At 42.3% G+C, this 12015-nt stretch carries 13 protein-coding genes; 3 read left to right on the top strand and 10 right to left on the bottom strand.

Features of this window, described 5'->3' with window-relative positions; all coding sequences use genetic code 11:
- Positions 1–220: 220 nt before the first annotated feature.
- The 10 genes from MICAI_RS02500 to MICAI_RS02455 all read right to left on the bottom strand — a co-directional run bounded on the left by MICAI_RS02500 (position 221) and on the right by MICAI_RS02455 (position 7227).
- Positions 221–628 (bottom strand): type II toxin-antitoxin system VapC family toxin, encoded by a 408-nt coding sequence (locus MICAI_RS02500; RefSeq protein ID WP_008197333.1) that lies wholly within the window; start codon positions 626–628, stop codon positions 221–223.
- A gap of 2 nt (positions 629–630) precedes the next feature.
- A complete protein-coding gene (locus tag MICAI_RS02495; RefSeq protein WP_002735297.1) occupies positions 631–873 on the bottom strand; it encodes a hypothetical protein in 243 nt (80 codons plus the stop codon).
- Between the two features lie 93 nt (positions 874–966).
- Complete coding sequence (locus tag MICAI_RS02490; RefSeq protein WP_008197331.1) at positions 967–1278, bottom strand: tetratricopeptide repeat protein; 312 nt, start codon at positions 1276–1278, stop codon at positions 967–969.
- Positions 1279–1294: 16 nt separating this feature from the next.
- Complete coding sequence (locus MICAI_RS02485) at positions 1295–1552, bottom strand: ParE family toxin-like protein (protein WP_002737575.1); 258 nt, start codon at positions 1550–1552, stop codon at positions 1295–1297.
- Positions 1530–1751 (bottom strand): hypothetical protein, encoded by a 222-nt coding sequence (locus tag MICAI_RS02480; RefSeq protein ID WP_002736659.1) that lies wholly within the window; start codon positions 1749–1751, stop codon positions 1530–1532. Before MICAI_RS02480 ends, MICAI_RS02485 begins: the two co-directional genes overlap by 23 nt.
- A gap of 72 nt (positions 1752–1823) precedes the next feature.
- Positions 1824–4466: an FxSxx-COOH system tetratricopeptide repeat protein gene (fxsT, locus tag MICAI_RS02475; protein WP_157221710.1), complete on the bottom strand. Its 2643-nt coding sequence runs from the start codon at positions 4464–4466 to the stop codon at positions 1824–1826.
- 55 nt (positions 4467–4521) lie between these two features.
- Positions 4522–4866 carry a hypothetical protein gene (locus MICAI_RS02470; protein ID WP_008197329.1) on the bottom strand — a complete coding sequence of 115 codons (345 nt, stop codon included), beginning with the start codon at positions 4864–4866 and terminating at the stop codon, positions 4522–4524.
- Positions 4867–5091: 225 nt separating this feature from the next.
- Positions 5092–5673 carry a DUF3782 domain-containing protein gene (locus MICAI_RS02465; RefSeq protein WP_008197328.1) on the bottom strand — a complete coding sequence of 194 codons (582 nt, stop codon included), beginning with the start codon at positions 5671–5673 and terminating at the stop codon, positions 5092–5094.
- Between the two features lie 165 nt (positions 5674–5838).
- The gene (locus MICAI_RS02460; RefSeq protein ID WP_008197327.1) at positions 5839–6378 is read right to left on the bottom strand and encodes a DUF3782 domain-containing protein; all 540 of its coding nucleotides are present in this window, start codon (positions 6376–6378) and stop codon (positions 5839–5841) included.
- 246 nt (positions 6379–6624) lie between these two features.
- Positions 6625–7227 carry a DUF3782 domain-containing protein gene (locus MICAI_RS02455; RefSeq protein ID WP_008197326.1) on the bottom strand — a complete coding sequence of 201 codons (603 nt, stop codon included), beginning with the start codon at positions 7225–7227 and terminating at the stop codon, positions 6625–6627.
- 547 nt (positions 7228–7774) lie between these two features.
- Here MICAI_RS02455 and MICAI_RS02450 point away from each other — a divergent pair.
- The 3 genes from MICAI_RS02450 (at position 7775) to MICAI_RS02445 (ending at position 11814) form a co-directional block, all read left to right on the top strand.
- A complete protein-coding gene (locus tag MICAI_RS02450; RefSeq protein ID WP_008197325.1) occupies positions 7775–9307 on the top strand; it encodes an NHLP bacteriocin system secretion protein in 1533 nt (510 codons plus the stop codon).
- 64 nt (positions 9308–9371) lie between these two features.
- The gene (locus tag MICAI_RS26225; protein ID WP_170915562.1) at positions 9372–9548 is read left to right on the top strand and encodes a hypothetical protein; all 177 of its coding nucleotides are present in this window, start codon (positions 9372–9374) and stop codon (positions 9546–9548) included.
- Positions 9549–9603: 55 nt separating this feature from the next.
- The gene (locus tag MICAI_RS02445) at positions 9604–11814 is read left to right on the top strand and encodes an FUSC family protein (RefSeq protein WP_008197324.1); all 2211 of its coding nucleotides are present in this window, start codon (positions 9604–9606) and stop codon (positions 11812–11814) included.
- Positions 11815–12015: the final 201 nt, after the last annotated feature.

Below are 12015 nucleotides of genomic sequence, written 5' to 3'. Positions count from 1 at the left end.
AAACTATGATTGAAATGATTGAATGAATACTATGATTGTGTTGTATTCAGCAAGTCTTCATCAATGATCAATTATAGTCCATCCCATAATCCCATAAATCACAGTTAAGACGATGGATATTGCTGTTGTCGCATCATTTGTAAACTTTTCCCGAATCTTAACAGTAGTAGAGTGATTTTTCCTAATAGTCGTTGACTCCATTTTATAGTAGTTCTATTGTTTAAAAAAGAATAATAAAACCTTCTTGGGTAAAGTGCTTGTCATGGGTAAGCACTTCAAAAATATCCATTTGTTGCATAATTATCATTGATATGCAGTCTGTAATACTATAACCTTTGTCTGACCGTTGTTTATATAATTCAAAACCTAATTGACGTAATTCTGGTGTATAGGAAATAACTTGTATTGTTTTTTCCCGTAGCATTTGCGTACACATTAAGAGTGCTTTCTGTCTCATAATAGTTCCTCTACATGAAGCATAGTTCAGTATCTCATCAATAATGCCATCCGTTGTTATTAGTTGATCATTGATACAATTATGAGCATAGTTGAGTGCGATTTGATGCCAGTCATCTTTGGGGTTGAGTAAAGCGATCCAATAAAAGGTGTCGGCAAAAATTTGCTTCATGGTTAATGTTTAGGAGTACCGTAGATGTAATGATCATGTTGCTCTGCACTATCGGTTGGTAAGGTATCTAAAACTTCTTGAGGAATATCAGCAGTGAGTTCTTCGATAAATCGCGCGAAAGGTTTAGATTGTTCTTGCGATCGATGATGTTTGATTTTGGCTAACAATAAAAAGTCAAAAACTTCTTCTATTACCTCATCGGATACTGTTTCAATTTCATGAATTAGTTGTTCTTTAATGGTCATAATTTTACCTTTGTAAGTTCTTCAACTATAGCCTATATCAGTTATCAGTGATTAATTCAATTATAGTCCATCCCATAATCCCATCAATCACAGTTAAGACGATGGATGTTGCTGTTGTCGCAGCGTTTGTAAGTTTTCCCGAATCTTAACAGTAGTAGGATGATTCTCCCCTAATAGTCGTTTTCTCAATTCTAAAGCTTGTATTAAGAGTGGTTCAGCTTCTTCGTATCTTCCTTGAGATTGGTAGAGTTTTGCTAAATTATTAAGATTTTCAGTGATATTGGGATAGTTATCGCCTTCAAAAATTTCTGGACAGTATTTTTTTTGATTTGCCAGAAATTCCTGTGAGGTAACTTCAGTAAAATATTGGTGGATAATATTGCGAAATTCTTTAGGCTCTAGCATGGTTAATTTTCTCCTTCTATTTAATTAACTCTTCATACTCATCATGAGAACCAATCCAAAACCAGTAATAATCTTCACCTTTTTTCAATGCTAAAGCTCTATAATTCTCAGTTATTCGGACTGACCAAACATTTTTCCCTACTTTCTTGAAATGTAATGATCGATGGAAAACATTACTAATCCAGAGACGATAGGCTTTTTTTGCCTGTTGCTTAATGTAGGGAGGTAAGTTGGCATAACATTGCCAAAAATCAGGAGTTGTTAAGGATTTCATCTAAAGGCTTAACTTGATTGTTACTGATATCATTGTTGACTTTTTGTAATAGTCGATCGAGTTTCCCTGATTCGAGATCGTTTTTTATCTGTTTGTCCCAACTATCATCAAGATAGTCTTGTAACCAAGCTGATAATTGATGGATTTCTTCGTCAGGCAACTGGAGAATCGCGGATTCAATATCTTTGAGTGTAGTCATGATTGTTTGGTTGATTGAAGGTGATTGTATTATTTTATATTGTTGTATTATCGGATAGGTTAATAACCCATCCTACGGGAGCGACTCTAAGTTTTCCCGAATCCTAACAGTAGTAGGATGATTCTCCCCTAAAGCTTGCTCGGCAATTGCTAAAGCTTGTAAAAAGAGAGGTTCCGCTTCTTCGTACTTTCCTTGAGAATTGTACAATGATGCTAAATTGTTGAGAGAAATAGCAACATCGGGATGATTGTCACTTAATAGTCGTTTCCTCAATTCTAATGCTTGTAAATGGAGAGGTTCTGCTTCTTCGTACTTTCCTTGGGATTCGTACAATACTGCTAAATTGGCGAGGGAATCTGCCACAAGGGGATGATTGTCTCCTAAGAGTCGTTTATACAATTCTAAAGCTTGTAAATAGAGGGGTTCCGCTTCTGTGTACCTGCCTTGTGATCTGTACAATAGTCCTAAATTGTTGAGGGAACTTGCCACAGAGGGATGATTGTCTCCTAAGAGTCGTTTATACAATTCTAAAGCTTGTAAATAGAGGGGTTCCGCTTCTGTGTACCTGCCTTTGTATTTGTATAATCCTGCTAAATTGTTGAGGGAAAGTGCCACATAGGGATTATTGTCTCCTAAGAGTCGTTTATACAAATCTAATGCTTCCAGAAGGAGAGATTCTGCTTCTGTGTACTTGCCTTGGGAATAGTACAATCCCGCTAAATTGTTGAGGGATTGTGCCACCTTGGGATGATTGTCTCCTAAGAGTCGTTTTCTTAAATCTAATGCTTCTAGATAGAGAGGTTCCGCTTCTGTGTACCTGCCTTGGGAACGGTATAATTCTGCTAAATTGTTGAGGGAAGTAGCAAAATCAGTATGATTCTCCCCTAATAGTCGTTTCCTCAATTCTAAAGCTTGTAAATAGAGGGGTTCTGTTTCTTCGTACTTTCCTTGAGATTTGTACAATCCTGCTAAATTGTTGAGGGAAGTAGCAACATCGGGATGATTCTCCCCTAATAGTTGTTTCCTCAATTCTAATGCTTGTAAATAGAGTGGTTCAGCTTCTTCGTACCTTCCTTGTAAATGGTACAATACTGCTAAACCGTTGAGGGAAGATGCAACATAGGGATGATTCTCCCCTAATAGTCGTTTCAACAATTCTAATGTTTGTAAATAGAGGGGTTCAGCTTCTTCATACCTTCCTTGGGAACGGTATAAGTCTCCTAAATTGTTGAGAGAATTAGCAACAGAGGGATGTTCTTCTCCCAAGCGGCGGCGAGTTACTTCTAGACATTGCTTACACCAAGGTTCAGCTTGTTCGTACAATCCTTGCCCATAATAGAAATGCTCTAATCCTTCAAAAGACGGGATTAAATCCTCCTCCTCCAGCCATTGTTCCAACTCCGTCGCTGACTCCGCAATATGGGGAATAGATAGGGCGACAGTTTCTACTTGCTCCTTAGTTAAATATTGAGAAATAGTCTTTGCCTCCTCAACCATGCCCCGACAAAAGGAGCGTTTCAACTCATCTCCATCCTCTCGCAGTGCCAACTTAGCTTGAAAAAACTGTCGCACCAACGGATGAAACTGATAAACTTCTCCTTTTACCGCTTGCAACAGATGAAGATTGAGTAATTGCTCCTCTCTAATATCTTCCAACTCCTCCTCATCCTCAGCAGACAAACACCGCTCTATCAACAACCGCCAAGGAATAGGAGCCAAAGCAAAGAGACTGAGAAAACAGCCTAAATCTCGCGCTGGCTGATTCAACGCCTCCCAACTCACCTCAAAAGCAGCCTCTACCCCTCTTTGCGCCGTCATATCTCCCGAAGGATTCTGCAAAGCAGACAACTGTAAACCCTTATCTATCAACTGCTGTTGCATCCTTGCCAATGTCCAATTATTACGCCGTTTGAGGAAACGCCCCACCAATTCCAACCCTAAAGGTAAATACCCTAGCCACGCACATAGCCCCTTCCCTACCTCTAATTCAGCTTGCAGACGCGACGTACCAATCAGAGATTCCAGTAAAGCAAGGGCGGCTGATTCGCTTAAAACGGGTAAGCGCAACTGCTCAAACGATGCTGCCAGCCAATTTTGCCTCGTCGTAATCAACACCTTAAAGCGTTGTTCTTGGGGAGGCAAATAATCCTGGATTTCCTCATATTGATGCACATCATCTAAAATTAGCAGTACATCCCCCGGCGGTTGCCATCTCGCCCAACAATAATCCAATTGCCCCCGCAAATTCAAATCTTCAGGGGGAAACAAACCCAACAGTGACTTAGCAAAATCTAATAGTTGTACCCCCACCGTTTCCGCTTGCACCCCTATCCAACAAATACCGCCGGGATAAGTCGATTTTTTCTTATGATGTAGGGCATACTGGAGTGCTAACTCTGTCTTACCCACTCCTGCCATTCCCGTAACGACGGCGGTAATCGCAATTCTTTCTTGTTGCTGTAACTGGTGGTGCAGTTGTACCATTGCATCTTCACGCCCCACAAAATTAACCGCCCCAGTCCGCGCTCGATTGAGATTATTCGGCGATTCTGCTGGTTTTTCCGCTTGGGGAGTCTGAGGGAGTTGAATGATTTTATCGCCAAGTACCTTATCGCCAAGTACCTTATCGCCGATGATTTGGTCTCCCTCTACATTCCCAGCAACACCAGAAACTGGTGCGTTGAAGTTTTGCTCAATCTTGGACTCTTCTGCCATTGCTCGGATACCTCCTTTGCCACATTGTAGGATGGATTCGTAACCCATCTCAATATCACTCTGCTGTTTTCCAACCTTCAATTAAAGCCATTGTTACATTGAGGTAAGGATTATCTAGAAATTCCTCAAGGGCAGCTTTTCCCCCTGATGTCACCGCGCCTAGCAATCGCTTTCTGACAGGAGTTGACACCGCCACATTGATGTAAGCTTCCTTTTGTTTTTCCGTCGCAGTGGGATTTGTCTCTTCCAGTTGTTTGAGCAATCGCTGAATTTCTGCGGCAGCTTCGGCTAAATCTTGCTTCTGAGAAGAGGGGTAGATAATTTGGTCTCCGGCAACTTTTCCGGCTACTCCGTAAACGGGTGCATTAAAGTTCTGTTGTACTTCTGGTGAATCAGGCATAGCTCATACTCTCACCGATTAAAACGAGGGACAATTCAGATTTCTGTTCAGTATATCGTAACAAAAATGGCTCTCTTGGATTTGGTGGGTAAAATGTATTCTAAGATAAATTTCTCCTAGCGAGGGGGTGGAACGAACCACAAAGACACAGAGGACACAAAGATCGACCCTATGTAAGTTAAACTGATCACACAGAACCTAGAAGATTTCGAGAAAAAGCTAAACCTACCAAACCCGGGGCGTAAACTCTGCATCATTCAAAATTATTACATTTTCCCCTGACTGCACCAACACAAATAAACCCTGACGACAAGCGTAACTCGCCACCTCATTGGGAACAATCATCGCTGCCACCGCTCCCAAAGCCTTTACATCTCGAAAACGAGGCATTAACCGCTTAAACTTCGCCAAACGTTGTAAATGCTCATCCACATCCCTTTGAGTTAACTTACTTTTGACCTCCACTAAAATGGCATCCGTATCATTCACTACCAATAGATCAATCTCTAAACCCTCATTATCCCGTTTTACCGAAATGCCAGGGTGAAACTCATGCACATCAATACCCCGCTCCTGAAACAGACGCACCACCGCAGGACGTACTTGCCACTCGACAAACTCTCCTAAACGATTGCCCAACTCCCCAATCTGCTTACTAACCCTGTTAATTTGCTTATCCGTTTCCTTGATTTGTTTATCCGTTTCTTTTTGAGCTTGGGATAACTCTTGTTGGGATTGGGATAACTCTTGTTGGGATTGAGCTAATTGCTTTAGTATTGCCCGAATCTCTTCAATAGTGGCTGTCATAATGAATTTTCTCAAGTTAAAGTGATGTAGCCTATACTCAAGGGATTTAGTATAATTTTAGCGTTGATTATTGGCAGGAATGGAATCGGCTCTCTTGGATTTGGTGGGTAAAATGTATTTTAAGATATATTTCTCAAGAGCGAGGGGGTGGAACGAAAGCTAAACCTACCAAACTCGAGGCGTAAACTCCGCATCATTTAAAATTATTACATTTTCCCCTGACTGCACCAACACAAATAAACCCTGACGACAAGCGTAACTCGCCACCTCATTGGGAACAATCATCGCTGCCACCGCTCCCAAAGCCTTTACATCTCGAAAACGAGGCATTAACCGCTTAAACTTAGCCAAACGTTGTAAATGCTCATCCACATCCCTTTGAGTTAACTTACTTTTGACCTCCACTAAAATGGCATCGGTATCATTCACTACCAATAGATCAATTTCTAAACCCTCATTATCCCGTTTTACCGAAATGCCAGGGTGAAACTCATGGACATCAATACCCCGCTCTTGAAACAGACGCACCACCGCAGGACGTACTTGCCACTCGACAAACTCTCCTAAACGATTGCCCAACTCCCCAATCTGCTTACTAACTCTGTTAATTTGCTTATCTGTTTCTTTTTGAGCTTGGGATAACTCTTGTTGGGATTGAGCTAATTGCTTTAGTATTGCCCGAATCTCTTCAATAGTGGCTGTCATAATGAATTTTCTTAAGTTAAAGTGATGTAGCCTATACTCAAGGGATTTAGTATAATTTTAGCGTTGATTATTGGCAGGAATGGAATCGGCTGTCCCAGGTTTGGTGGGTAAAATGTATTTTAAGATATATTTCTCAAGAGCGAGGGGGTGGAACGAACCACAAAGACACAAAGGACACAAAGATCGCTCATATTGTAAGTTAAACTGATCGCACAGAACCTATAAGATTTCGAGAAAAAGCTAAACCTACCAAACCCGGGGCGTAAACTCTGCATCATTCAAAATTATTACATTTTCCCCTGACTGCACCAACACAAACAAACCCTGACGACAACCATAACTCGCCACCTCATCGGGAACAATCATCGCTGCCACCGCTCCTAAGGCCTTTACATCTCGAAAACGAGGCATTAACCGCTTAAACTTGGCCAAACGTTGTAAATGCTCATCCACATCCCTTTGAGTTAACTTACTTTTGACCTCCACTAAAATGGCATCCGTATCATTCACTACCAATAGATCAATCTCTAAACCCTCATTATCCCGTTTTACCGAAATGCCGGGGTGAAACTCATGCACATCAATACCCCGCTCTTGAAACAGACGCACCACCGCAGGACGTACTTGCCACTCGACAAACTCTCCTAAACGATTGCCCAACTCCCCAATCTGCTTACTAACTCTGTTAATTTGCTTATCTGTTTCCTTGATTTGTTTATCCGTTTCTTTTTGAGCTTGGGATAACTCTTTTTGAGCTTGGGATAACTCTTGTTGGGATTGGGATAACTCTTGTTGGGATTGGGCCAATTCCTTTAGTATTGCCCGAATGTCTTCAATAGTGGCTGTCATAATGAATTTTCTCAAGTTAAAATAAAATTTTCTCTATTATAGCCCGATCGCTTTTTCTCCCTTGAAGTAACCGTTCAGGGGGGGGACAAAATCTAGTAATCTAAAAAGACGTGGAAAAGAGCGGCTAATGTGAAAGAGTAGTATCCATCTCTGTGCTGCCCCAAGAGAGTCCTTCCACGGAGTCAATGCCACTGGCGGCTTGACATCCCCCCCCTGAACGGTTACAATGAGACTATACGCCTTATGTAAGTTAAAAGCTGGAATGGTGTAAATTCGTTCGATAGATTATCTCTCTAGTCGGAGTGTTGGACTCAAACACTTGATGCCTATTAGGTTGTTTTAGGTCACATCAAGAGTAATACTTTATTAGGTTTCTTACAGGAAATTTTAAAGGTTTGAGCCTTCGGTAAATCTTTCGAGGTAGCCTAGTTATCTTATGTCAAAAATAGCTTGAGCGATTTTTTCAGAGGATTTTCCTAGTCTAAAGTAATATCCTCTGAATGTTTATCATGTTACAAATTAAGTGATTTTTACTCATTTCAGTACAATGGCAAAGAATCAAGCCGAATCTATGTCTGATCAGAATCATCAGCAGCCAGATATGGGTGCGAAGAAAACAACGCAGGCTAGGATAGAAGGTCAGGATGATAATCAAATAAAAACGGGAATTGCTCCTAAAATTGATTCGGAAAAACCGTTTAAATATTCGGAGCCAACAGGAAGATTAGGGGAGATAATCCTGCGCTTAATGCCGGTGGGTCTTTTGCTCGGAGGACTGAGTTATTGGGCGATAGTTGGTAAGATTCCGACTCCTGTTCAAGGACGAGCGGTCATTTTGATTCCTCGTTCTATTGTTAATATCGAACCCCGTCAAGGTGGGCGGGTGTTAACCCTCCTGATTCAACCGGGAGATTCTGTCAAAAAAGGGCAGTTACTGGCAACTTTAGAGTTTCCTGAATTAGAAACAGAATTAAAAGATAAAAAGGATAGACTAGCAGATCTCAAGCAGCAGGATAAAAGAGTTGACTCTATTGAAGTGAGTCGTCGCCAATTGAATGCAGCCTCAATAGATCGCCAGCAAAAGGCCAATCAGCTTCAGATTAAAGCACTTCAAGTTCAATTATCCAGTAATCAAAAACAGCGAGAAGCCTATCTCTCCCATGCTCGATACCTTAAAAATTTCCAGAACTCAACGGATGAAAGACTAGCCGCCTACGATAAACTTATCGAAGAGGGGGCTGTCGCGAAGCTAGATTTTCCCTCCTATTTGTTTCAGTTCAATAATCTAGAGGCTTCTAATAGTATCAATCGCGTCCAAATAGAACTCGATCGCCTGAAGGGGGTTGATGAAAGCCTGCGAGCGCAGATGAACGCATTGACGGCCCAGAATAATATACTAAACACGGAAAAACGGCAAATAGACCTGCAAGATACAGCCAGTGATATTCTTCGTTACAATGCGATCGCTGACCAGCAACGAGAGATTAATACGTTAAGAACCACTATTCAAGCCAACAAAAATGTAGTGAGTCTGTACAACGGCCAGATTTTAGACTTATCTGTTAATCCGGGGGAAGTCCTGGCTCCGGGGGGGCGCATCGGTACGTTAGAAGTCTCCAATCTAAAGGCCAAGACCAACGTGGTGGCCTTGTTTAAGAGCGGTGATGCCAAACGATTAGAACCGGGCCAGGAAGTAGAAGTCGTTCCCGATCTCTATGATCGCGAACGCTATGGGGGTATCGTTGCTAAGGTAATTACCGTCGATCAGCAGCCGGTAACTGTGGCAGAACTAGCAAATATAGTCGGAAGTCATGAACTCGCCAGCAAGCTGTTTCTGGGTAGAGATGAAGACGATCGCGATAAGCCTATACCCGTCAATGCAAGTGTTATCAAAGCCACTTTAGCCCTGAAGGTCGATCGCAATACACCGAGTGGTTTTTACTGGACCCAAGCCAAGGGAGCGCCCCAAACAATTACCAACGGGACTACCGCAGATGTCCATGCCGTGGTAGAAGAGCGTTCTTTAGTGAGTTATATAACCCCTGCTTTTCGCTGGATTACAGGGGTGTACGATCGTTAACCACAATCTTGCGAGCGTAAGTAGCTGAAAGAAACAACGACTAGAATAAACGGTTAAACCTAATATGGAAAATCCGAAAAGACGTTCTCAATGGTGGACTTGGTGGTTTAAGTGGTGGATTATCGCCGCAGCGTTTGTCTTAGTAATCCTGATCCATAGTGAGCCTCCTCAGCTTTGGTTTTGGTTGGTGACGTTTTTGGCACTAATTTTATATGGGATTGAGCGAGCGATTAATGAGTAACAATGAGTAAGCCGAAAAAGGATATAGAGATACCTTGGACAGTAAAAACGGGCTAATGATCAGACAGGGATTGAAATTTTCCCTAGGTGCTGCTCTCTTAACGAGTTTCTTTTGGCACCGAGGAAATGTATTAGACAACTTTGTCTATCCCGTCTTTGGGTATGTATCTGTACTGATTGAGCCATCCATGGGAGGTGCGATCGCGGCAGGTTTGGGGCGTTTGGGGGGAAGTGCTTTGGGGGGAATCATTGCGGCTATCCTGGTGAACGCCTACGGAATCCAAGGCTCAAGTTTTTTTGTCATTCCCTCTCTCACCTACATTTTAGCCGCCCTGATCTGTGAAACTTACCGATGGCAAGCCGCTTATTCCCAAGCCACACTACTGGGCGCTTTAATTGCCATGAGAGTGGTAGGAACATCAGCACAACAAGATATCTGGCTCTATTTGCGGTCGCGCCTGATCGATAACTGGATCGGAATCGCTGTGGGAATTGCTGTGGCCTTACTATTTTGGCCCCAGAATACTCGATCCGATCTCAACCGGAACTTGATGGGAATCCTTCAAGATATACCGCGCTTGTTCCAAAAAATCCTCGATCGCCACTTAAAAACTGAGGTCGAGGAGCGGGATTATTCTCTTTCTATTGAGCAGAACGAGCTTAACTTACTCAATCAGATTAAAAAATCAACACAAACTAGCCTTTCAACACTCACAAAAGCAACCCATGAATTCGGTAGTGAGATATTGGTGGCAGAAAATTGGAGTGAAATCTTGGCAATTCAGAACCAATTGACTCGACAATTAGCTGATCTGATGGCTTTTAAAGGCGAAAAGCATGAACAAAATTTAGTGGGTCAGTTCAGGGCGGAATTTCACCAATTGGCGACTCATCTTACCGACAGCTTTGATAGCTTGAGGGATTTGAGTAACGGCAAAAAAATCTTAGCTACCCCTTACCTGACAGAATTAGAAGAAGATTTAGCGAATATTGGGGGTAAACTTGATCATCTCCGAACAAGTGGAGAGATTGACCGGTATGATGTTCAAGAATCACTACAGTTTTATCAATTTATTCAACTTGTATCTCGATTTATCCAACAATGCGAGGGATTAGGAGGCAGGATAATCGATAAAACCAAAGTAACTGCAACTTTCAGGCGAAGACACCTGATTACCTTTCCCAAATGGGCCCCTATATCCCTAAAACGCCTGAGAGAAATTGTCAGTCTTGGCGTGGTTATTGGTTTGTTACTGGCTATTATTCGTCACATCGAGTTTCCCTATCCTTCTGCTTACGAAAAAGTGGCAGATATTGTGATCATAGGTGCAGTGGTCACTGTCATTCAACCGACAAGGGGGCGAGCGATCGCGATCGGTTGGGCGGCAACTGTTTCGTTGAGTTTGACGATTCTCTGTATTTACCTGTTGGTCAAGTCCTTTGGTTATAATCCTTTTAGTAGCAGTCTGGCTTATTTTTTCGCCTACTTCAGTTGTGCTTGGCTGGGGTTTACGCCAATCGCTCGCATCGGTGCGATTGTAGCAGCCGATGCCATCGGGAAGGATATTTTTCCTTTTTTCGAGCAAGGAATTTGGGCCGCACTGATTTCAGTTCCCGTAGGTGCGTTTCTGGGGGTGTTGCTGACCACTGTATTTATGACAAAATCGGCTACAAACCAACTGGAAACAGATTTTTCTGTGACTTTTAAGAAAATGGGACAGCTATATCAAAAACTGCTGTCAGGCTATTTTCAGGATACGATACCACCGTCAGATATCGCCCAACTGAAGCAGGCCATCACAGTGGCGATCGCTCAACATCCAGCCTCGGTTAAGATTGCCAGTCTCGAACAAATTTCCACAGTTTTAGCAACCAAACACCAAAATTTTTGGAATTTCTCCATCGGCTACGAACAAAAACTCTCGGCTCAACTGGATGCTTTACAAGATGTGCTACAGCAACCGCTTCCTGAACCGATACGACAAAAGTTTTTACCTGAATTACAAGCGATCGCACAACAGACCGCGATCGCTTTTGATGAGATTGCTGAGGCGATCGCTGCCCAGGTAATTCTCAACCCACCAAAGTTAGGATTGCTCATCCAAGAAATTGAATCTCTTGAGAAGCAATTACTGAGCTTGCGGGTTGAGAGTCGAAGTTATCCCTTAAATGAGCTAATCGCCTTTAGCTCGGCTTTTATGACGATGAAAGCCATTGCCAGCAACTTAAATCAAATGAGTCAAGACTTACCTGCCTACACCCAATAGGTAATAGGCAAATATTATCAGCCTGAAGGATTTCTGCTCTCAGGGCTGTACATTCAGTAGTGGATTGTTTCAGCTAATTTGGTGTATTACTGGACTTCCCCGTTGACAAAAAGCCATAAGCTGTGCTGTAGAAGGGATTAAGAGAATTTACGCCGCCCCGTTACTGGGTACAAATCAGGGAAACTCCCAATAAATCCCACA

It is taken from the genome of Microcystis sp. T1-4, assembly GCF_000297435.1.
Classification (GTDB): Bacteria; Cyanobacteriota; Cyanobacteriia; order Cyanobacteriales; family Microcystaceae; genus Microcystis.
Note: the sequence above shows the minus strand (reverse complement) of the source record. Positions and strands in the feature narration are given on the sequence as shown.